Consider the following 22,582-nt stretch of genomic DNA (forward strand, 5'->3'; position numbering starts at 1 on the left):
GTTATATCCGTTCCAGAATCAAGGCGACGCCTTGCCCGACACCGACGCACATGGTGCACAGGGCAAAACGCCCGCCGGTGCGCCGCAGTTGATAAGCGGCGGTCATGGCCAACCTGCCGCCGGATGCCCCCAGGGGATGCCCCAGCGCGATAGCGCCGCCGTTAGGGTTGACCTGTTCCGCGTCATCCGGCAGTCCCAGGGCGCGCGTCACGGCCAGCGCCTGGGCGGCAAAGGCTTCATTCAACTCGATGACGTCCATTTGCGCCAGGCTCAAACCGGTTTGCGCCAGCACTTTGCGGATCGCGGGAACCGGCCCGTAACCCATGATGCGCGGCTCTACGCCGCAGGCGGACATGCCGATCACACGCGCCAGCGGGGCGAGTCCATACTGCACCGCCGCGCGTTCGCTGGCAATGAGCAGGGCGCTGGCCCCGTCGTTGATGCCCGAGGCGTTGCCGGCGGTGACGCTCCCCTCGGGGCGCACGACGCCTTTCAGGGCGGACAGCGCGGCCAAAGAGGTGCTGCGGGGATGTTCGTCGCGAACCAGGCTGAGCGGCTCGCCTTTGCGTTGCGGAATGCTGACGGCGATCAGTTCCTCATCAAACAGGCCCAGCTCCTGAGCGCGGGCGGTGCGCTGTTGGCTGCGCAATGCAAAGGCGTCTTGATCGGCGCGGCTGACGGCGAAATCGCGAGCCACATTTTCGGCGGTTTCAGGCATGGTTTCGACACCGAACCGCGCGCGCATCTGCGGGTTGATAAAGCGCCATCCCATCGTCGTATCTTCCATTTTCAGCGATCGGCTGAAGGCGCTGTCCGCTTTGCCGGTGACAAAGGGCGCGCGCGACATGCTTTCCACGCCGCCCGCGATGATGACCTCCGCTTCGCCGCATTTAATGGCGCGCGCCGCCATGCCTACCGCGTCCAATCCCGAACCGCACAGGCGATTGAGGGTGGTGCCCGGCACGGTGTGGGGCAATCCGGCCAACAGCAGCGCCATTCGCGCCACGTTGCGGTTGTCTTCACCGGCCTGGTTGGCGCACCCCAGAATAACGTCATCAATGGCGTGGGGATCCAACTGCGGCAGTCGGGCTAGCAGCGCCTTCAGGGGCAGAGCGGCCAAATCGTCGGCGCGCAGCGCGGATAATGCGCCGCCGTAACGGCCGAATGGCGTACGAACGGCATCGCAGATAAAAGCCTGTTGCATGGCGATTTCCTCAAGCGGGGATCAAGTCAGATTGCAGTAAACGTATCGGGGTTAACGCTTGCAGCGCGTCAAAGGTGAGCCCCGGACACAGCTCCAGCACCTGCGGGCCGTCCGGGGTGATATCAATGATTGCCATATCCGAATAAATGCGGCTGACGCAGGCCAACCCGGTCAACGGGTAGCTGCACTGTTCCACCAGCTTGCATTCGCCGGTCTTGGTCAGGTAGTCCATCATCACATAGACTTTGCGCGCGCCGATGGCCAGATCCATGGCGCCGCCCACCGCCGGGATTGCGTCTTCGGCGCCGGTGCTCCAGTTGGCTAGATCGCCGGCAGCCGAGACCTGATACGCCCCCATCACGCAGATATCGAGGTGGCCGCCGCGCATCATGGTAAAAGAGTCGGCGTGATGGAAATAACTGCCGCCGGGCAGCAAGGTCACCCGTTCTTTACCGGCGTTGATGAGTTCCGGATCTTCTTCGCCCGGCGCGGGTGACGGCCCCATGCCGAGCAGGCCGTTTTCGCTGTGCAGAATCACCTCTTTGTCGGCGGGCAGGTAGTTAGCGATGCGGGTCGGCAGCCCAATCCCGAGGTTGACGTAGGCGCCTTCCGGAATATCGCGCGCTACCCGTTGGGCTAATTGGTCGCGGGTTAATTTTTGCATGTTATGACTCCTCAGGCAGAGAGGGAAAAGGTCGCGGGGTGCGCCACCGCTACCAGGCGCTGGACGAAGATGCCCGGCGTTATCACGTTTTCCGGATCCAGTGCGCCAAGCGGCACCAATTCAGCGACCTGCGCTATCGTCGTGGCGGCGGCCATCGCCATCACCGGGCCAAAATTACGCGCCGCTTTGCGGTAAACCAGATTGCCCCAGCGGTCACCCCGATGGGCCTTTATCAAGGCGAAATCCGCCTTTAAGGGCGTTTCAAACACGTAATGCCGTCCGTCGATTTCACGCGTTTCTTTGCCTTGCGCCAGCGGCGTGCCAAAGGCGGTTGGGGTGAAAATGCCGCCCAACCCGCTGCCGGCGGCCTGCATGCGGGCGGCAAGGTTGCCCTGAGGCACCAGTTCCAGTTCGATCGCGCCGCGGCGATAAAGGTCGTCAAAGACCCACGAATCGGCCTGGCGCGGGAAGGAACAAATCATCTTTCGCACACAGCCGGTCTTGAGCAGCGCCGCGAGGCCGCTGTCGCCGTTGCCGGCGTTATTGCTGATTACCGTCAGCTCGCGGGCACCGTGTTCAATCAGCGCATCGATCAGTTCCAGCGGCTGTCCCGCGGGGCCAAAGCCGCCAATCATGATGCTCGCGCCGTCCGGAATGATGGACACGGCGTCTTCCAGGGTGGCCACACTTTTATCGATCATCAGTTGTTCCTTTCATTCGGCGCCCGCCGGGGGAGTGTTTATCGTCAATGGGAAAAGTAGATCGTCCCTTTCAGGCAAACAATACCGATTATCGAAAAAGTGTGCGATTATCGGCTATTATTTGAGAGGCATTCGCAGGTTGTGATCGTCGGCACACCGATATTTCAGGCAGACAGCGGGGTAACGAGAATGGAAAAAGAACAGGAAATTACGCGCAGCAGCACCGATCCCTGGAAGGGGGATCCCGACTTTATGGCCTCTTTGGCGCGAGGATTGGAGGTCCTGCAGGCTTTTACGCCGCAGCGGCGGCTGATGTCGGTGTCGCAGATTAGCCAGCGTACCGGCATTCCGCGCGCGGCGGTGCGCCGCTGCCTTTACACCCTGAGTAAGCTGGGCTTTGTGTACGCGGAAGACGGCAAGAATTATGAGCTGCGCCCGCGCGTCTTGTCGCTGGGTCACAACTGGCTGGGGGCTTCGCCGTTGGCCAACGCCGCGCAGCCGGTGTTGAGGCAACTCAGCCAGACGCTCAATGAGTCCTGTTCCATGGCCATATTGGACGGCGATGACATTCTTTATATCGCCCGCGCATCAACTTCGCGGATCATGACCATCGATTTGCACGTCGGCAGTCGCTTACCCGCCAGCACGACGTCGATGGGGCGGGTGCTGCTCAGCGGGCTCGCCAGTGAGACGTTGAACGACTATTTGGCGCGATTGACTCAACTGCGTTACACCAGCCATACCCTGGTGAGCGTCAGCGCATTGCGGGAAGAGCTGGCGCGCGTGCGTCAGCAGGGATATGCCATCAACGATCAGGAACTGGAGATTGGCCTGCGTTCACTGGCGGTGCCGCTCACCACGCCGGACGGCCGCATCGCCGCGGCGTTGAACGTCGGCGTGCATGCCGGCCAGGTTTCCGCAGAGCGTTTGCACCAGCACCACCTGCCTTTGTTGCGCTCGGCCGCCGAAGAGATATCGCTGCTGCTGCACGACTCACCTTGAGCGAGCGCGCAGGGGGCGTATGCGGCCGATTTTTTCCGCGTCTTGCGGCGCGGTGCGGTGTTGTATTGTGGGCCGCGGGTAAGGTAATTTGCTGAGGGCATGATGACTGACGCGGGGGCCAACGGACATGAACGAAAGAATCGACTACCACATCGAGAAATACCATTTCGCGCCGCTGGATGAAGCCCCGCGGCTTGCGCGCCAGTGGAGCGAGGTGTTGAACGAGTGTCGTCAGACGCAGGCGGGCGCGGAAGAGCGCCTGCGCATTGCGTTGCTCAACGTGGACTATGTGACCAGTTTCGAATTGCCGTTTCGCTTATTGCTGGTGCGGGCGCCGCAGTTGATTGCCGGCCTGCGCGATGAGCTGTCGATCAGTCAAAAAAATGTGGTGTTCAACGGCAAGCGCTTTGGCTGCGTTTACAGCCTGAAGAGTGATTTAAGCGACGTGCCCGAGGCCTTCCAATACGGTCTGTCGACCCGCATTCACCGAACCTCGGCGTCGGGCGTGGACGCGCTGCCTTACCGGGAAATCGCCAAGGCGCTCAAGGCGCCGCGTGAGCGGCTTAAGCTGGCGCTGGAGCAGGGGCTGCGCGTCACGGCGCTGGACGGACTGTTCTGGTTCGGCATACAACGCATCGCCGCCGATGTGCGCAGGCTAAGAAAAACCGGCATGACGATCGTGACGGCGGAAACGGAGATTTTCGACACCCTGACCGGCACGACGCGCAAGGTACCGGTTTACCGGCTGGCCGACCGTTAATGGCCGTTATAGATAAAGAGGAGGCTCAGACCAGGAGCCTCCTTATTGATAGCGCGGTTTATCGATAGGCTTCATTGCGCGCGATGGCATACTTACCGCTGCCCAACAGCAGTATGGCGACCCCACCCATAAAGAACACCAGTTCGTTTTCAATGCCCCAGGCGCCGACGTCGGTGACGGTGAAGACCTTGCCGGTGCCCACCATCAAAAACGCCACCACCAGCGTGAGGGCGTAAACCCCTGCGGCGGGGCGGGTGAACAGCCCTAAAACGATCAGTATCGGCGCCAGGATCTCCCCAACATATACGCCATAGGCGATGAAGGCGGGCAGCCCTTGTTGTTGTAACGCATCGGCGATCCAGCCGACGCCATGCTGAATTTTCGCGACGCCGTGAAACAGCATCAGCCCGCCGAAGGTTAGCCTGAGCGCCAATTTGCCTGCGTCCGGGTGGTCAAAAAAGCGAGTGAATGCCGCATTGAGTGACTTAACCATGGCTTTTTCTCCTGAATAGGAATGATTTTCAATCAATATATCAGTCGGGTGAATGCGAAAGCTGTTCTGGATCAGGAAAACGGCGGGCTTGGCGTTAAATTGCCGGACGAGGCCAGCGATGCGGTCTGATTTTTAGGCGGAATAACCTGTGCGCACGGGCCGAACCGGGGATGAGAAAAGTCATCGGCAGGGTTGGCCCGCCGCGCAGCCCATCTCTTTTCTGTATGTGTTGGCTACCTGATTTGCGTTTTCATCAATGATTGTCAAAGGACGGGCAACGTAAAGATTCATAAGGTTTTTTTGTAGCAATGAACAGGTGCGCGTTTTCGCTTTAATAACCCAATAGAGTTACCTTTATTTTTATTTTGAACCGCTAAATCATTAACGCTTTTTTTCGGCCTTTTTATTGGGAATTATCTTGCTTATTTTGCCTTGCGAAAGTTGATCCTGTGGGACGCACGGCCAGTGGCGGGTTTTATTTTTATAGATTTTCTTATTTTTTGATGACAATTCAATGCCGAAGAGAATGAGTGAGATTGACTGAGGGGGTTATGAGTGGGTGTAAATTTCCATGAACTATTTTTCCTGGCGTAAAAGTAATCGATTCAGCGCTGTTTTAAGTTATTGAATTGTTTGTTTTATGTATATTGATTTGTTATTTTTTTATTAAAAAAATAATATTTTTTCTTGATATTGGTTTTGCCTTTGCTAGTATCAAATTAGTGGTCTTATCAGTTAGGGAAACATTTCTTGTATATGGAACAGATCGCTGGTCTTAACACGGTTACTGTCGTTGCAGCGCTTACGTGGTTATTTCGCGGTTATAGTAAATGATATCTCTGATGCCACTTTAGTCTGCGAGACCTTTTACCGCAGTGGTGCTTTTGCCGCGGTAAGCCGTATGAGAACGCACATGAAGGGGAATTGAATCTTAAATTATTCTGATCATTGCCCTGAGTTAACTATAAAAGAACGATGCTTTATCCACCAGGCTGTTTGTGTACCAATAGGTATTCGGTGCACCACGGCGGAATGTTAATCTGTGCTTTAGCTTTAAAATTAATAATCAAAACTCTCGCCAAATTGTTTATTTTCACACCAGGTTTCGCATGTGTAAGTACCGAGTGCTGGAAATGAAAGTCACACTGCCATCGTCTTCTATTGATCATTGCGTGCTACCCGCTTGCAAGAAACGACTGGCTGTCATGGTTTTATGAAAAAATTTCACTATTTACTGTGGTTATCATTTGCTAATTAAATTATTTGTATCCAGTGGTATTACTGGAATTATCCTACCAAGGATGAAACGTTGTTTTTAGGGCAGTTTTTGATTTTTTTCCTATTCTTAGCTTGCATAATTATCGTTTGCAATTTATTGATTTTAAAAGGAAAAAATAAATATGTAAATGTAAAATAGTTTAAACCGATCACTGTGATTCTATTGATAGGTTCAATCTATTATTGTTGTTAATATTAATACATCTAAACAATTTGCGAGCTTGGTGACGACTAACTTACGCTAAAAGGACTCTGGGAAAGACTGGCGAACGTAAAAGCCCGCTTTATTAGGCTTTATGTTTCTAGTGCTGATTGAAAAGGATATCAGGCCATGAATGAAGTCATCTCAACGGAAGTGAATGGCGTCGAATTTGATCCACGATACAGTGAAATTGAATTCACGCTTTCGGAATATGACAGCCAAACCGATCCGCTTAATGCCGTAGACAATGCGCGTGATATCAATTGGCACGCCATTCGCGAGCAGTCTGCCGCGTTGCTGGAACAGTGCTTCGATTTACATGTCGTGCTGTGGTTTATGCGCGCTAATCTTCATATCGACGGTTTTTCGGCCTTCTACCAGGGCATTAAGGATATTGACGCCAAATATGCCGAGGAGGGCGCCACCATTTTCCCTCAGGCGGATATGGAACCCTCATCGGACAGCTTTCATGCGGCCGCATTAGGGTGGCTCGCCACATCGTCCTGCCTGCACGAAATCAAGAACAGCAAGATTTTTCCCGACACGCCGTTAACCACCGACGAGCTGCTGAATATGCGGCTTGACGAGCAGGAAGGCAAAAGCCTGCATTTTTCGGAGGTGGTAAAGGTGCTGGGGCAAGCCGACAGTTATTTTGCCGGCAGAAATCTGCCTTCGCTGAAAGAGCAATTGGCGCTGGAAATCGATGCGCTGGAGCGCGTCGAGAATTACGCCAATCTGCAGGCCGAAGATTATCGTTTGGACTGCCGGCAGGTGCGCGACTATTTGAAACAGTTCAACCGCCAGCTGGCTTCACTGGAACAGCAGGAATTGCCGGCTGAACGGGATGACGCGGAGATTGACTCGCCGGATGCTGACGCGCCTGTCGCCATGCCCGGCAAATATATCCGTTCCCGGCAGGATGTCATCTTGCTGTTGGATCAGGTTTTGGACTATTTCCAAAACTATGAGCCCAGCCATCCGGCCCCCATTCTTATTCGACGTTCACAAAAAATGATCGGTATGGACTTCGCGACGATTGTTGAGGAGCTTTTGCCGGAATCTCTGGCCTCGTTAAATCAATTGTCCGGGAAGTAATTTTTATCACAAAGGAGTTTTCCAATGGCTAAGGACTCAAGCTCTCAGAAATTTATCGGTAAAAATAACGCGCCGCGCGTGCAAATTGAATATGACGTAGAGCTATACGGTTCACAAAAGAAAGTGGAGTTGCCCTTTGTTACGGGGGTCATGTCCGATCTCTCTGGGCATCGGAAAAAGCCTTTGCTGCCGATCGAAGAGCGGAAATTCCTGACCTTTGATCAGGACAACTTCAACGATCGCATGCGCGCCATCAAGCCTCGTCTGCAATTTTACGTAGAGAACACCCTGAGCGAAGACGATGCGTTGCTGGATGTGGAATTGGAGTTTGAATCGATGGATGACTTCACGCCTGGCGCCATCGCCAAACGGGTTCCGCAGATGCAACGTCTGCTTGAAGCCCGGGAGCATCTCACGGAGCTGATCACCTATATGGATGGTAAATCCAGCGCGGAAGAAGTGGTGAAGAATCTGCTGGAGAAACCCGATTTTCTGCATCGTTTGGTGACGGATGCGCGTAAAACGGTCGCGGATGCGGAACAGGATGTGCAGGATTCCGGCAATAAAGGAGATGAGGAATGAGAGCGAGGCAACGACGCTATTCGGCTAAGCAGCAGGCTACGGCAGTCGCTGAAGTTGAAACGCAGGAAACGGAAAATGAGCTTGACGGTTTGCTCAAGCGTTCATTCCGGCCCAGAACGAACGAGGCTTCGGAAGCGGTTCGTCGGGCTATCGGCACGCTGTCCGAATATGCCAATAAAGGCAAGGTCAAGGTCAGCCAGGATGTCGTATTGACCATTGAATCGTTGATTGCCCAGATCGACGAACAGCTTTCGCAACAGATGAACAATATCTTGCACCACAAGGAGTTCCAGAAGCTGGAGTCCGCCTGGCAAGGTCTGAGTTATCTGGTCGATAACACCAACGTCAGCGAAACGCTCAAGATCCGGGTGTTGAACATCAGTCAGGATGAGCTGACGCGCAATTTGCGCCGCTATCGGGGCTCCGCCTGGGATCAAAGCCCGGTGTTCAAACAGATTTACGAACAGGAATATGGTCAGTTCGGCGGCGAGCCGTTCGGTTGCATCATCGGCGATTTTGAATTCGATCACAGCCCGATGAGCGTCACGTTGCTGACCGAGTTGGCGAAAATTTCCGCGGCGTCGCACTGCCCGTTCATTTCCGCCGCGTCGCCGTCGCTGCTGCAGATGAGCAAGTGGAACGAACTGGGCAACCCGCGGGATATCGGCAAGATTTTCACCACGCCGGAATATGCGTCCTGGCGCCGCCTGCGCGAAAGCAACGACTCGCGTTACCTGGTGTTGACGATGCCGCGTTTCCTGTCGCGTTTGCCTTACGGGGCGAAAACCAACCCGATCGAAGAGTTCGCTTTCGAGGAGTCCGTCAGGCCGGATGTGGATGATGATTTTTCCTGGGCCAACTCGGCGTATGCGATGGGCGTCAACATCAACCGCGCGTTCCATGAGTACGGCTGGTGTTCAAAGATTCGCGGCATCGAATCCGGCGGCTCGGTGGAAGAACTGCCCGCCTACGCGTTTCCTTCCGATGAGGGCGGATATGAACTGACGTGCCCGACGGAAGTGGCCATTTCCGATCGGCGCGAGCAAGAGCTTTCCGATGCCGGGTTCTTGCCCCTGGTCTATCGCAAGCATTCCGATTTCGCCGCTTTTATCGGTTCTTGCACCATGCACGCGCCGGCGAAATACGAGGATCCCGACGCGACGGCCAACGCCAAGCTGTCTTCGCGCTTGCCTTATATTTTCGCCACGTGCCGATTCGCGCACTATTTGAAATGCATCGTGCGCGACAAAATCGGTTCTTTTCGGTCCAGGGACGATATGCAGCTGTGGCTGAATGACTGGCTGATGAACTATGTCGATGGCGATCCTTCCGTATCGACCGAGGCGACCAAGGCGCGTCGTCCATTAGCCGCCGCCGAGGTGCGCGTTGAAGATGTGGAAGACGATCCGGGTTATTACCGCGCGCATTTCTATTTGCGCCCGCATTACCAGTTGGAAGGCATGACCGTGTCCTTGCGACTTGTATCAAAACTTCCGTCAGCCAAAAAAGATGGGAGCAGATAAGTTACGGCTGGTCATTGGTTTGGATATTGCCGACGTTAATTATTAAATGGCGTTGGTGGGAATTGATATTTCATTGAAATTTAGTGGCGCTGTTTTTTACGCTATTGCTATTTATTAATGGCTAATGGGTTCTCATTGTCGCTATTTCAATGATCGCGTAGGCAATATAACGACTTATCTGAATAGACTTTTCAATTAACGAAGTAGACCTATCAGTCAAGGAGACAAAAAATGAGCACGAAAGCTTTAGTAGACTATTTTTTGAAAATTGAGGGTGTTGATGGTGAATCACCCGACCAAACCTACCCTGGCTGGATTCAGCTGCAAGCCTGGCAATGGGCGGAAGAAAACGCCGGCCGTTGGGGGTTCGGGAGCGGCGGCGGTTCAGGCAAAGTCGAGATGAAAGACTTTGAGTTTCGCATGGTGAGCAATAAGGCTTCGCCGAAACTGTTCCTGATGTGCGCCACCGGCGAGCATATTCCTCAGGCAAAACTTGTTTGCCGTAAATCAGGCCAGGGTCAGCAAGACTTCATTGCCGTGACCTTCAGCAACTGCCTGGTTTCTTCATTCAAGACCGTGGGTAATATGCCGCTGAATTCCACCATCGGTACTGAAATCGATACCGTGCTGCCAACCGACGTTATCAAGCTGAATTTCGCACGTATCGAAGTTGAGTACAAAGAGCAAAACAATGATGGCTCCATGGGTGCGGTAATTAAGACGGGGTATGACCTCAAGCTTAATGCCCGTATCTGATCATTGATGTCACAACACTAATTGCAGGCTGTCTGCCCGCAGCGATTGCGGGCAGACATAAGCCTTATCGCGAGGTGTTAAATGAAAGCGTCATTGCCCATGCTATTCGATAAGCTCAGCGTGAGACATCAAAGCGCCAGCGCCGATAATTGGCGGCGTGTTTTGGTGCGTGATATCGAATTTTTACTGAATGACGCATCGCGCAGCGCTGATTTGAAACTTCATGATTATGCGCACAGCGAAAGTTCGGTATTGAATTATGGCCTGCCGTCGCTGAGCCAACGCATACCGATTAATACCGATCCGTTAACGCTGGCGAGACATATACAAAGAATCATTACTTCGTTTGAGCCGCGTCTGGATCCGAAAACGATTCGTGTGGTGCCTGTAGTGAATGAACGCCAATCGTATGTGCTGGCGATTTTATTCGATATTTATGGCACCTGCTCATTACCGGGTGACGAAATGCTGGTTAATTTGCGCATCGCTCTTGATTATTCCTGTGGCGCCGTACACGTATTTGATTAATAGGGGTGACTATGTTCAGTGAGCGCTTTCTCCAATTATATAATGATGAGCTGCGTTATTTTCGCGAGGCCGGTCGTCAGTTCGCCTCTTCTCATCCCCAGGTCGCCCAGCATTTAGGCATGCATATCGACGGCGTGCTGGATCCTTTCGTTGAGCGTCTGTTGGAGGGCTCCGCGTTCCTTTGCACCCGCATCCAGGAAAAGCTGAACAATGAACAGCCGGAATTTGCCCTGCAAATGCTCTCACGCCTGGCGCCGCTGTGGTATACGCCGGTTCCCGCGATCGCCACCGTCGCGATTAAGCCCGATCTCTCTTTTCCCCAGTGGCACAGCCAGGTTGACCTGCCGCGCGGGAGCCGCATGACCCTCAACGATATCTCGCTGAACAACAAACCCGCCACGTTTACCACGGCGCGGCATATTAAAGTGCAGCCCGTTGAGATTTCACTGGCGGAATGCGAGATTTTGCCGCCGCACCATTTGCCTGACGGCGCCGCCAGACACATGCAGGATTGTTCGGCCTACGTCAGGATATGCCTGACGACGCACGGCGTGCTGCCCGTCTCGGAGCTGGATCTCGAGCCGTTGCACCTGACGCTGGCGGAAGATACGGTGCGGGCCAATCAGCTGCTGGCCGCGTTGCTTAATCGCACCTTGCGCATTGTGCTATGGGCGAAAAGCGACGACCGGCCAATCGTCAAAGTCTTGCAGCCGGACAGCTTGCGCCTGGGCGGCGTCAGCGATGAAGAAGCCTTGTTGCCCACCGTGGTGGGGGAATTGCCCGGCAACCGGCTGATGCGCGAATACTTCGCCGCGCCAAGCCGCTTCTTCAGCCTGGAGCTGCATGGCGTGCAGGATTTTCTGCGCCAATGTGAACGCGTTCACGAGTTCGAGATCTTGTTCGCGCTGGAGCAACGCCCACTCACTCTGATCGGTCGCGTCAACGCCAGGGATTTTCATCTTTTCGCGACCCCGGTCATCAACCTGTATCGCCGCCATTGCTCGCCGGTGCTGCTGACGGATGAGCGCACGGAGCACCAGCTGGTGGTCGATCGTTTGAACACCTCGCTGTATGAGATACACAGCGTAAAACAAGTGAAAGGCATGCTGCCCGACGGCAACCCGGTGATTTTCTCTTCGCTGCAGGCCGACGTGCAGTACGACTGCGAGCGGGAGCCGGCCGGTTATACGCTGCACCGTCGCCGGGAGCCGTCGCCCTCCAAGTACAACAATCCGCACCTGCCCAACGAAGATACCTTCATCGCGATATCGCCGGGCAAAAGCGGCATCGACATCGACGACATCACGTCGCTCAGCGTCGAGGCGCTGGTATGCGAACGGCATCTGGTGCCGGCGCACCTTCAGCAGCCGCATTTCCAGCTGGAAACGGCGATGCCGATCCACCAGGTGGAGATCGTCCGCTACCCGAGCAACCCGGTCGCGGTGCCAAACATCAGCCAGGCGTGGCAGGCGATCCAGATGCTGGCCTCCAATCCTTTGCGCCATGCGCGCCCCGACGTTCAGGATTGTTCGGCGCTGTTGCGCGACTGGCTGTCATTGTTCTGCCATCAGGATGACTCCAGCCAGCGCAAGCGCATCGCCAGCATCAAAAACGCCTGGGTGGAGCACCACTTCGAACGCAATCAGGGGCCGGGGCCGCTGGCCTGGATCCGCGGAGCCGAGATCGCCGTCAACTTAAGCGCCAACCATCATGCCGACCACGGCGCCTATCTGTTCGGCAAAATATTGCACCACGCGTTGAGCCAATACGGCGACCTGAACCAAACGTTAAGCATGAAGCTGTTGCTAGATGGGGAAATCCACGCCGACTGGGGGGCGCTCTACTATGGCTGATATGTCGTTGATGCGTGAAACGGCGCTCTCGTTGGAGCCGGCGCCGACGCCGGGGGCGCAAAGCGAAAGCGCGGGCCAGGCCGAAATCCGCGGGCTGTCCAATCGACAGGATTTTTTCGAGCTGCTGCGGCGTATCGAACGCGCGCAGCCGGATGCGCCGCGGCTCGGCGTCTCCAACGATCGCAGCCGCGAAAGGCTTTGCATTACCCAGCCGGCGGATATGGCGTTCGCTTCGCGTGAAATCGCCTCTATCGTGCAGCGCCCTAAGCAAGTGCTGATTCAGGCGCGGCATTTCGGCATGTTCGCCCCCTACGGCCCGCTGCCGATCCATGTGACAGAGCACGCGCGCACCGAAGTCATCGCCAGACGCAACCAGGCGTTCCAGCAGTTCGTCGGCATCGTCAGCCAGCGCTTCGCCGTATTGCACTACCGGGCCTGGGCGCAGCTGAAGGCGATGATCGGCCATGAGCATGACGATGACAAAAACCCGTTCTTGCGCCATTTGCGCCAGACGGTGGGCGTCGATACGGCGCTGACGGTGAACCCGCATATCCAGCGCCTGCGCGAGGCGTACCCCGGCACTTATCTGCCCGGTCGCCGCTCGCTGCGGCAGCTCAACAAGATGTTGGCGGCCTATTTCGCCGTTCCCATCACGATTACGCCGCGCTACGCCAAGTGGATCGATGACGGCAAGCAAAGCGGCAGCCAAAAGCTGGGCAAGTTGGGCAGCACGCGCATCGGCAGCCGCTTTTTCGATGCCCAGTACGGCGCGCATATTCAGATCGGCCCGCTGGGGGCCCCGCAGTATCAGCAGTATCAGCGCGGCAGCCGGCGGCTGCAGGCGCTGGTGAGCATCTGTCATGACTTTACGAGCCATCAGCTGATGCTGGATGTCAGCCTGCTGATTGCCACGGAGCCGGGCATGGCGGCGCAGCTGGGCGGCAAGTCGCTGGGTAAAGACAGCTGGCTGAAACCTAAGACAGGGACGTTTAGGCAGCTGGTTTATCAATCAACAACTTAATATAAGGAAATTTAAGGTGTATCAACGAGAACGTCTTTTTTCGCGATTGGGCCACTTTGCCTATCAGTCGTTCGTCGAAGCGACCAAGCTGTGCCGAACCTTCAGGCACGAATACGTGGAGCTGGAACACTGGCTGAAAGTCTTGGTGGACAAGGAGCGCGGCGACTTGCCGATGATCCTGGCGCACTACGCCATCAACAGTCAGCGCATCAGCGATGCGTTGGATCGCATTCTTCATACCTTGCCTAACCGGACGAATGCGGTGGTGGACCTGTCGACGCAACTGGAAACGGTGGTGGAAAGAGGGCTGCTGATGAGCCAGCTCGCCGAAACGCCGTCCGGCGGGGTGCGCACCATTCATATCCTGGTCGGTATTCTGCAGGATCCCACGTTGCAGCGCAGCCTGTACCGGCTGAGCGACGAGTTCAAAAAACTGCCGATCCCGCAGCTGTTCGACGATTATCCGGCGATTCTGGCGGAGTCCGTCGAGCATGAGGAAGAGGAAGAAGAGGTCTACAGCGCCCACGGCGATGCGCCGGAGGCGTCCGAGACGGTCGATATTCTCGATAAATGGTGCGCCGATCTGACCCGCCAGGCGCGCGACGGTGAAATCGACCCGGTGATTGGCCGCGAAGCGGAGCTGCGCCAGGTGATCGACATCTTGCTGCGTCGCCGGCAGAACAACCCGATTTTGGTGGGTGAAGCCGGGGTCGGCAAAACGGCGGTGGCGGAAGCGCTGGCCTGCAAGATAGCCCAGGGGCAGGTGCCGCCGCTGCTGCAGGGCGCTCGCCTGCTGTCTTTGGATCTGGGGCGCATGCAGGCCGGGGCGAGCATGAGGGGCGAATTCGAATCGCGCCTGAAAGCGCTGATCGACGCCATCGCGCATTCGGCGGTGCCGGTGATCCTGTTTTGCGACGAGGCGCATACGCTGGTGGGCGCCGGCGGGCAGGCCGGCACCGGCGACGCCGTCAACCTGTTGAAACCGATGTTGGCCAGGGGGGCGCTGCGCATGGTGGCGGCAACGACCTGGTCGGAATACAAACAGTTCATCGAGCCGGATGCCGCGCTGACGCGCCGTTTCCAGTACGTGTTGGTTTCTGAACCCGACGAAGAGAATGCGGTGAACATGATGCGCGCCATCGCCCCGCATTTTGCGCAGCACCACAGCGTCAAGATCCGCGAGTCGGCGCTGCAGGCGGCGGTGCATTTGTCGCTGCGCCATCTGCCGTCGCGGCAACTGCCGGACAAAGCCATCAGCTTGCTGGACACCGCCTGCGCGCGGGTGGCGCTGAGCCAGCATGCGCTGCCTGAAAAAATCGAGTCGCTCGAGGCCGGGTTGGCGGTGAAGCGCACCGAAATGAACGGCCTGCAGGAGGAAAGCAAATTCGACGATCTGGCGCTTACCCGCATCACTGAATTGCAGCAGACCCTCAGCGACATGGAAGGCGAACTGGATGCGCTGCGTCAGCGGCAGGCGCAGGAGCAACAGGCGGTCACCACCTTGCTCGACGCGGAGCGGCAGTCGCCGGAGCGTTTGCCGCAGCTGGCCAGCGAGCTGGGAGCCTTGCAAGACGGCGGCCTGCCGTTGGTGTATCCGTGGGTGGATGACCGCGTCGTGGCGGAGGTGTTGTCGGATTGGACCGGCATCCCCACCGGCCGCATGCTGCAAAGCGATCTGGACAATGCGCTCAATCTCAACCAACTGCTGAGCCGCCAGATATTCGGCCAGCAGACGGCGATCGATGAAATCGCGCAGGCGGTGCGCATCTCCCGCGCCGGCATTCAGGCGCACGATCGGCCATTGGGCGTTTTCATGCTGTCCGGCCCGAGCGGCGTCGGCAAAACGGAGACCGCGTTTGCGCTGGCGGAGGCGATGTACGGCGGCGCGCATAACCTGATCGTCTTCAATATGAGCGAGTTTCAGGAGTCGCATACCGTTTCCACCCTGAAGGGGGCGCCGCCGGGCTATGTCGGCTACGGCAAGGGCGGCAAGTTGACGGAGGCGGTGCGCCGCAAACCTTATTCCATCGTCTTGCTCGACGAATTCGACAAGGCGCATCCCGATATCCACGAGGCGTTTTATCAAGTCTTCGACAAGGGCGTGATGGAAGACGGTGAGGGCCGCATGATCAGCTTCCGCCAGTGTTTCATTTTAATGACGAGCAATATCGGCGCCGGCGAAATAGAAGCGACGCTGGCGGAAACGCCGGACCTGAAAACCGAAGCGCTGCGGCCGATGCTGCACGACGTGCTGGCGCGCTTCTTCCCGGCGGCGCTGTTGGCGCGCATGAACGTCATTCCCTACGTGCCGCTCTCCACCGAAGCGATAACCCATATCGCCACCAAACAGATTTCGCGTTTACAACAGCGCTTGCACAAAGAAGTAGGCGTGTCGCTGGTGCTGGAAGGCGACATTCCAGGCTGGATAGCCAAACGCATCAGCGCCCATCCTTCGCGCGGCAGAGCGGTCGAGTCGCTGCTGCAGCAGGCGATTTTGCCGCCTATCAGCAATGAAGTGTTGCAGCGCAAACGGACGGGACAGGAACTGCAGAATATCCAACTCATGGTCGAGAACGATAGTTTAAGTGTTTATTTCGACTGATTTTTAATTTGCCGCCGGCCCGCAAACGCGGGGCGGGGTTCGATATCGGATCAGAGAGGTTGTTATGCCTTTAATCGAAATTGATAACCCGGTGTTAGCCGAATTAAATGCGTTTCCACTCAGCTTCACCACCAAAGAAGGGTTGTCGAGCAACTCGCAATATACGCTCGAATTCGAATGTGAACAGGCGGACGTTGATTATGAATCTCTGCTGGGTCAAGGGATCAGCATTCAAATAGAAAGGCCGGATTTCGGCGCGCGGCCGTTTTACGCTTACGTGATCGGTGCCTCCGATTCGGGGCAGCATCAGGATAAGTTCGTTTATAAGCTGGAGCTGAGCACCTGGCTGTGGTTTTTGATGCAGAACCGCAACAGCCGCATTTTTCAGGATTTGAACGTGCTCGACATCATCGAGCAAATCTTCTCGCGCTACGGTTTTGCCGACTACCGTCTGGATATTCAAGGCACTTATCCGACGCGTGAATATTGCGTGCAGTTTTCTGAAACGGATTTCGCGTTTATCAGCCGCCTGCTTGAAGACGAAGGCATCTGGTATTACTTCGATCACGCCGAGGATAAACACACGCTGGTGATCACCGACCGGCAGAATTTCGACGATCTGGATTTCGGTTACGCCGTGTTGCCGTTCATGCCGGACAGCGAAGAAAACCGCGCCATCCGCGAAGGGATCCAGCGCATCCAGCGCTCCCGCAAAGTGCGCCCGAATGAAATCGTGCTGCGCGACTTTGACTTCCAGAACCCGCGCAAGAACCTGCAAACCAAGGTGGAAGAGAGCCGCCTCGGCCTGCAGAACACCCCGCTGGAATGGTACGACTACGCGGCGGGTTATGTGGATACCGAACGCGGTGAAAACCTGGCGCGGCTGCGCCTTGAGGAAATGCAAAGCGACGGCCATCTGTTGTTTGGCGAGAGTAACGCCGTCGGGCTGATGGCCGGCAAGGATTTCTCCTTGATTTTGCACCCGGACGCCAACCGCAACCGCCGCTTTAAACTGACCCGCTGCGACTATGTGTTCGTGCAAGACGGCCCGGACAGCAGCAGCGACGGCCGCAACGTCACCTGCCGTTTCAATGCGTTGAACGACGACGTGCCGTTCCGCCCGCTGCGCGAAACGCCAAAGCCGCAGATGCCGGGCATCCAGAGCGCCACCGTGGTCGGCGCGCCCAACTCCGAAGTGCATACCGACAAATTTGCGCGCATCCGCGTGCATTTCCACTGGGATCGCTACAAAACCACCGAGGAGGACAGCTCTTGCTGGATCCGCGTGGTGCAGGCCTGGGCCGGGAAAGGCTGGGGCGTGATCGCCATGCCGCGCGTCGGCCAGGAAGTGTTGGTGACCTATGTCGACGGCGATCTCGATCGCCCGATGGTGACGGGTATCGTTTATAACGGCGATAACCCGCCGCCTTATCAGTTGCCTGAATACATCAACTACTCGGGCATGGTGTCGCGTTCGCTGCGCTTCGGCAAGCCGCAGCATGCCAGCCAGCTGACCTTCGATGACAACCGCAACAACGAACGCGTCATGTTGCACGCCGAGCGCGATCTGCAAACCACGGTGGAACGCAACCAGGCCACCGAGGTGGGGATGGACAAGTTCGATATCATCCGCCGCACCTTCACCGACTGGTTCACCAACCACGTTTCTTACAAGGATTACATCTTCAGCATCACCGGGTTCAGCGCATCGATCACTGGCGTCAGCGCGTCGTTGACCGGCGTCAGTCTCTCCGCCACCGGCGTGAGCACCTCGTTCACCGGCGTCAGCACCTCATTCACCGGTGTGAGCACGTCATTTACCGGCGTCAGCACCTCGTTCACCGGGCTGAGCACCTCGTTTACCGGGCAGAGCACCAGCTGCACCGGCGTGTCGAACTCGATGACCGGTGAAAGCAACTCCTTCACCAGCATCAGCAACAGCATGACCGGTGAAAGCAACAGCTACACCACGGTCAGTACCAGCCAGACCGGCAGCAGCACCAGCTTTACCGGCGTCAGCGTCAGCACCACAGGTTCGTCGACCAGCACCACCGGCTGCAGCATCAGCACCACCGGATCGTCGACCAGCACCACCGGCTGCAGCATCAGCACCACCGGCAGCAGCGTGAGCACCACCGGCAGCAGCGTCGGCACCACCGGCAGCAGCGTCAGCAGCACCGGCAGCAGCGTGAGCAATACCGGCAGCAGCGTCAGCAATACCGGCAGCAGCACCAGCACGACAGGGGTGTCCATCAGTTATACCGGCGCGTCACTGTCCGAGACTGGCGTCGACTTGAAAAAAGTCGGGATGCAAAGCAAAAACTAACGAGGCGCGGCAATGAGAATCATACGGCCACAGCAATTGGTGGCGATTAAAGGAAGTTACCAGATCGGGACAGACAGCCGGCTCGGCATCAGCGTCGTGGCCGGGTGCTACCTGTCCCGGCCTGAACACTTCGTGAACGAAGCCGAAATCTGGGAGGCGTGGAAGCGCGTGCCGCTCAGCCTGCCGATATTGGATGTTGCCGAGCCGAAGCCGTTCGCCGAATACCTGATCGCCGGCCATGCCGGCATCGGTCAGCCGGTAAAAACGCTGAATGTCAGCGCCGACATCGGCGGGCTGAAACGCCGTTGGCGGGTCGAGGGCGAGGGGCGGCGCGGCGCGATGGAGGTGGAACCCTTCCTCAGCGTGCCGCTGGATCACACCTCCGCCTGGGGCGGCAAAGACAACAAGGAGAACCCGTTTGGCCGTGGCTGCAATGACGGGCTGCGGCCGCTGCTGATGACGCTGTCCCCCGAGGGGACCGCGCAGGAGCGCTCTCCGCTGGCGGCGCCGGCGCCGGTGCCGCACGAGTTTGCGCTGCGCAAGGCGCACATCGATAAGGTGGCGGGCCAGATCGCCGGCAAAGCCTATCTCGAGACGGCCTTCCCCGGGCTGCCGGCTACTATCGATCGGCGTTATTTCCAGATGGCGCCGCCGGCGCAGTGGTTGCCGGAAGCGGCGTGGCCGGATCGGGTGCCCTTCGAGCTGCAGGGCGTCGGCGCGCAAAGCGAGGCGATTCGCGGCGAGCTGCCGGCGGTGCACGGGCGGGCATTCATCCGCCGTCACGATAGCGACAGCCTCGAGGAAATCGAGCTGCAGCGCAAAACGCTGTGGTTCCTGCCCGACAGCGACATCGCTTTGCTTATCTTCACCGGCAATGCGCCGTTGACGCATCTGCTGGACGAGTCCATCGAGTCCGTCATGCTGGCGTTGGATCGCTGCGATGCGCCGCGCTCGTTCGACTATTTCCAACAGGTATTCCGCAAGCGCAGCGACGATGACGCCTCGCCCTTTGAGTTTCTGTTCGATCCGGATCTGATGCCGGCGGAGATGGGGTTGAACGTCATCCAGGCGGTGTCGGATCACCCCAGCGACTTGCGTTATGAGCCGTCGCCCACCTCTCTGGGCGATTCCGCCGTGTTCTATCAACGCATCCGCGAGGCGATCGCCTTGCACCAGCAACAAGCGGCGGCGGAGCCGGCTTCCGTGACGCTGCCCGATTTGCCGGATCTTCCCGCCGAAGACGGCAATGACGCGTTTTTCCCCGATAGCGCGACCGTGGAAGGAAAGACCTTCAGCGGTTTGCGCTGCGAGGCGCTGTCGGGCCGGCATTTTCTGCAGTGCCGCTTTGAGCGCTGCGATTTCTCGCAGGCTTCCCTCGACAGCTGCACCTTCGAAAACTGCGTTTTTGATGCGGTCAATTTGACGCAGGCGGCGCTGCGCCAGATCCGCATGATCTCGTGCACGCTGCAAAAGCCGTTGCTGGCGGAAAGCGTGTGGCAAGAGGCGGTCTTCGAACGGGTGACGCTGGCGGAGCCTCAGGGGCAAGGTCTGCGCGCCGACCACGTGAAGCTGGATAACTGCGTTTTCGAGCGGGGTGATTTTACCGCGAGCCGCTTTGAACACGCGGCGATCGGCAACGGCATGTTTAATGGCGCGACGCTGATCCGCGCGCAGTTTCTGCAAGGCGAGCTGGACGCGTGCGTGTTTAACCGCTGCCTCGCCGAAGAGGCGGTTGCGCTGGAGATGACGCTCACCAAAAACTCGTTCCTTGGCGGCAACTGGCGCGGCGTGCGGTTCGAACGCTGCCGCGTCGAGAGCCTGACGGCGGGCATGCAGGCGAACTTTTCCCACGCCGTGTTCAGCGATAGCTGTTTCACCAAAGTGGGGTTGAAAGCGGCGCGTATGGAGAGGTGCCAACTGCTGTACAGCGTTTTCACTGAATGCAACTTTGACGAGGCCGATCTGACGGCCTGCGCGATCGCCGGCTGCGACCTGGCCGGCGCGCGGTTCAAAGACAGCCTGTTGACGCACTCACGTTGGCAAAACAGCAGCGCTCAGCAAGGTCTGTTTTATAACGCCGATCTGCGCGATGCGGAATTTGACCAGTGCAACCTGGCGGCGGCAAATCTGGCGATGACCTGGCAGGACGCCGGCACGCGATACAGCGGTTGCCTGCTGGAGCGCGCGTGTTGGGTGCCGCGCAGAATTATTCAGGGGGACTATGCGCATGAAAACTGAACGCCGCGTGATTCAACAGGCGCTGCCTGATCGAGAGGCGATCGAACTGGAAGTCGCCCAGGCGGTGGCGCAGACGCCGCCCATGCCGCGGCTCTTCAAGAAACGCCGGTTCCACGATCGCGAGCTGAAAGGGTTGACGCTGAGCGACTGCTTTTTCATCGACTGTCATTTCGAACGCGTCACGTTTGAAGGTTGTGATTTGCGGGCGGTGCGCTTTGAGGGCTGCACCCTGCAGCAGGTCAACGTGGTCGGAGGCAACTTGACAAGCCTGTCGTTCAACGAATGCCGGTTTGAGAACCTGACGCTGCAACAGGGGCTGCTGTGCAATTTGGCGTGCAACGACACCACGCTGCAGGGGTGTTACGTCGGCGATTGTCTGCTGGATGACTGCGGTTTGATCCGGTGCGAGGTCAACGGCGCGGAAATTGAACGCAGCAGCCTTGGGCATCTGGCCGTGCAGTCCAGCACCCTGACCAACCTGATGTTTCATCAGGACGTGATACAGGACGCCAACTGGTACGCCTGCCAGCTCACGCAGTGCCTGTGGCAGGCGTCGACCCTCGAGCGCCACATCATGGGGAGCTGCCGGCTGGAGACGTGCAGCTGGCAGACGATCGCGGGGCAGGCGCGCATCTGGTTCACCTGCCGCCTGTCGGGCTGCACTTTGGCTCAGCTACAGCTGCAGGGCGCCAGTTTTCACCGCAGCGAGCTGGAGGGGTGTTCGTTCGCCGACAGCGATCTGACCTCGGCGATCTTCGCCGAAGCGCAGGCGCTGCGCTGCGATTTCGAACGCGCGACGCTGACCCTGGCGCAGGGGCAGAAGGCCCGGTTCAGCGAATGCGCGATGGGCGGCGCCAACTGGGGGCGCGCCATGCTGATGCAAGCGGAATTCAGGGCGTGCGATCTGGCGTTAGCCAATCTTGAGCAGGCCGAACTGCGGGAAGCGAACCTGATCGAACAGCCGTTGACCGCCGCTCAGCAACAGAGCGCTCGCCTGCATGGCGCGCAGCGTCATCGCGCCGAAAACGTGCCGCTTACCGCCGATCCGTTCTTGAGTGCGATCGACGCCTGGTATGCGCATCAACAACCGGGGCCGCGGCAACCGTCGTATCAACGGCCAACAGGAGTAAGCAGATATGTATAAATCCAGAAGAGAGCATCAGAAGGTCTATGCCAACGCCAGGGTGACGCCTTTGCAGTTGGTGCGCAGCGCTCCGCTTCCCGAACAAGGGGGGCGCAAGGTGGTGACGTTGGCGGCCGACGCCAACGGCGGTCTGTATGTCGACGGCATGCGCGCCCATTGTCTGGCGGTCGCCACCAGCTGCCTGGTTCAGCCGCTGGCGGGCGATCGCGTTTGCGTCATCGCCGACGGCGACAAGTTGGTCATCACCGAGATCTTGTCGCGGCAACAGGCGAACGCCGTTATGACGCTGGACAGCCGCTGCGCCAACTTGCGCATCGTGGCGCCGGAGATCGAACTGCAGGGCGGCAAGCGGCTGACGTTGCGCAGCCCGCACTTCACGCTGCTGACGCGCAGCAGCCGTTGGGTCGCCGAAACGCTGCACCAAATCTCTCAACGCCTGTTTGTGCGCAGCAAGCACGCGAGCCGGCGGGTGGAGGAAACCGACGAGGTGCTGGCGAAGCACATCATTCAGGATGCGCGGCAATCCCTCGTCATCAACAGTGAAATTGGTTCCCTGAAGTCTTCGGCGGTGCTGAAGATCGATGGCGGCCAGATACATATGGGGTAAGTC

The 22,582-nt window shown here is 57.7% G+C and carries 18 protein-coding genes; 14 read left to right on the forward strand and 4 right to left on the reverse strand.

Going from position 1 to position 22,582, the window contains the following annotated elements:
• Nucleotide 1: 1 nt before the first annotated feature.
• Genes pcaF through ACJ8PE_RS02245 form a run of 3 tightly spaced genes read right to left on the reverse strand, consistent with a single transcriptional unit; the run spans nt 2 to nt 2,569 of the window.
• The gene (pcaF, locus tag ACJ8PE_RS02235) at nt 2-1,204 is read right to left on the reverse strand and encodes a 3-oxoadipyl-CoA thiolase (protein WP_197793353.1); all 1,203 of its coding nucleotides are present in this window, start codon (nt 1,202-1,204) and stop codon (nt 2-4) included.
• A 10-nt stretch (nt 1,205-1,214) separates the two neighbouring features.
• Nucleotides 1,215-1,868, reverse strand: a complete 654-nt coding sequence (locus ACJ8PE_RS02240) for a 3-oxoacid CoA-transferase subunit B (protein WP_046687390.1) — start codon at nt 1,866-1,868, stop codon at nt 1,215-1,217.
• Nucleotides 1,869-1,879: 11 nt separating this feature from the next.
• Nucleotides 1,880-2,569 carry a 3-oxoacid CoA-transferase subunit A gene (locus ACJ8PE_RS02245; RefSeq protein WP_033651809.1) on the reverse strand — a complete coding sequence of 230 codons (690 nt, stop codon included), beginning with the start codon at nt 2,567-2,569 and terminating at the stop codon, nt 1,880-1,882.
• Nucleotides 2,570-2,758: 189 nt separating this feature from the next.
• Between ACJ8PE_RS02245 and ACJ8PE_RS02250 the strand changes: the two genes are divergently transcribed.
• Together ACJ8PE_RS02250 and ACJ8PE_RS02255 are read left to right on the forward strand one after the other, a co-directional pair.
• Nucleotides 2,759-3,571 (forward strand): IclR family transcriptional regulator domain-containing protein, encoded by an 813-nt coding sequence (locus tag ACJ8PE_RS02250; protein ID WP_033643667.1) that lies wholly within the window; start codon nt 2,759-2,761, stop codon nt 3,569-3,571.
• A gap of 127 nt (nt 3,572-3,698) precedes the next feature.
• The gene (locus ACJ8PE_RS02255; protein ID WP_197793352.1) at nt 3,699-4,331 is read left to right on the forward strand and encodes a helix-turn-helix domain-containing protein; all 633 of its coding nucleotides are present in this window, start codon (nt 3,699-3,701) and stop codon (nt 4,329-4,331) included.
• A 58-nt stretch (nt 4,332-4,389) separates the two neighbouring features.
• On the opposite strand, the gene ACJ8PE_RS02260 is transcribed toward ACJ8PE_RS02255, so the two are convergent.
• A complete protein-coding gene (locus ACJ8PE_RS02260; RefSeq protein ID WP_099782183.1) occupies nt 4,390-4,824 on the reverse strand; it encodes a DoxX family protein in 435 nt (144 codons plus the stop codon).
• Between the two features lie 1,609 nt (nt 4,825-6,433).
• On the opposite strand from ACJ8PE_RS02260, the gene ACJ8PE_RS02265 reads away from it, so the two are divergent.
• From ACJ8PE_RS02265 to ACJ8PE_RS02320, 12 genes are all read left to right on the forward strand, one after another.
• Nucleotides 6,434-7,399 (forward strand): ImpA family type VI secretion system protein, encoded by a 966-nt coding sequence (locus ACJ8PE_RS02265; protein WP_033643664.1) that lies wholly within the window; start codon nt 6,434-6,436, stop codon nt 7,397-7,399.
• Between the two features lie 24 nt (nt 7,400-7,423).
• Complete coding sequence (gene tssB / locus ACJ8PE_RS02270; protein WP_033643663.1) at nt 7,424-7,981, forward strand: type VI secretion system contractile sheath small subunit; 558 nt, start codon at nt 7,424-7,426, stop codon at nt 7,979-7,981.
• Nucleotides 7,978-9,504: a type VI secretion system contractile sheath large subunit gene (tssC, locus tag ACJ8PE_RS02275; RefSeq protein ID WP_033643662.1), complete on the forward strand. Its 1,527-nt coding sequence runs from the start codon at nt 7,978-7,980 to the stop codon at nt 9,502-9,504. Before tssB ends, tssC begins: the two co-directional genes overlap by 4 nt.
• A 231-nt stretch (nt 9,505-9,735) precedes the next feature.
• Nucleotides 9,736-10,260 (forward strand): Hcp family type VI secretion system effector, encoded by a 525-nt coding sequence (locus ACJ8PE_RS02280; protein WP_004935369.1) that lies wholly within the window; start codon nt 9,736-9,738, stop codon nt 10,258-10,260.
• 81 nt (nt 10,261-10,341) lie between these two features.
• Nucleotides 10,342-10,788 carry a type VI secretion system baseplate subunit TssE gene (locus ACJ8PE_RS02285; protein WP_015378391.1) on the forward strand — a complete coding sequence of 149 codons (447 nt, stop codon included), beginning with the start codon at nt 10,342-10,344 and terminating at the stop codon, nt 10,786-10,788.
• Between the two features lie 11 nt (nt 10,789-10,799).
• Nucleotides 10,800-12,641: a type VI secretion system baseplate subunit TssF gene (gene tssF, locus ACJ8PE_RS02290; RefSeq protein ID WP_197761188.1), complete on the forward strand. Its 1,842-nt coding sequence runs from the start codon at nt 10,800-10,802 to the stop codon at nt 12,639-12,641.
• A complete protein-coding gene (tssG, locus tag ACJ8PE_RS02295) occupies nt 12,634-13,662 on the forward strand; it encodes a type VI secretion system baseplate subunit TssG (protein ID WP_197793350.1) in 1,029 nt (342 codons plus the stop codon). Before tssF ends, tssG begins: the two co-directional genes overlap by 8 nt.
• A 16-nt stretch (nt 13,663-13,678) precedes the next feature.
• The gene (gene tssH / locus ACJ8PE_RS02300) at nt 13,679-16,264 is read left to right on the forward strand and encodes a type VI secretion system ATPase TssH (RefSeq protein ID WP_033643660.1); all 2,586 of its coding nucleotides are present in this window, start codon (nt 13,679-13,681) and stop codon (nt 16,262-16,264) included.
• Between the two features lie 64 nt (nt 16,265-16,328).
• Nucleotides 16,329-18,590, forward strand: coding sequence for a type VI secretion system tip protein VgrG (gene vgrG, locus ACJ8PE_RS02305; protein WP_197761190.1), 2,262 nt, complete (start codon nt 16,329-16,331; stop codon nt 18,588-18,590).
• Nucleotides 18,591-18,602: 12 nt separating this feature from the next.
• Nucleotides 18,603-20,828 carry a DUF2169 family type VI secretion system accessory protein gene (locus tag ACJ8PE_RS02310; protein WP_404768843.1) on the forward strand — a complete coding sequence of 742 codons (2,226 nt, stop codon included), beginning with the start codon at nt 18,603-18,605 and terminating at the stop codon, nt 20,826-20,828.
• Nucleotides 20,818-21,972, forward strand: coding sequence for a pentapeptide repeat-containing protein (locus tag ACJ8PE_RS02315; RefSeq protein ID WP_232098705.1), 1,155 nt, complete (start codon nt 20,818-20,820; stop codon nt 21,970-21,972). The genes ACJ8PE_RS02310 and ACJ8PE_RS02315 overlap by 11 nt, the downstream gene beginning before the upstream one ends.
• Nucleotides 21,965-22,579, forward strand: coding sequence for a DUF3540 domain-containing protein (locus ACJ8PE_RS02320; RefSeq protein WP_033643657.1), 615 nt, complete (start codon nt 21,965-21,967; stop codon nt 22,577-22,579). Before ACJ8PE_RS02315 ends, ACJ8PE_RS02320 begins: the two co-directional genes overlap by 8 nt.
• The last annotated feature ends 3 nt before the right edge of the window (nt 22,580-22,582 follow it).

Origin of the sequence: Serratia sp. CY74737 (assembly GCF_052166775.1) — a bacterium.
In the GTDB taxonomy this organism is placed as follows: domain Bacteria; phylum Pseudomonadota; class Gammaproteobacteria; order Enterobacterales; family Enterobacteriaceae; genus Serratia; species Serratia ureilytica.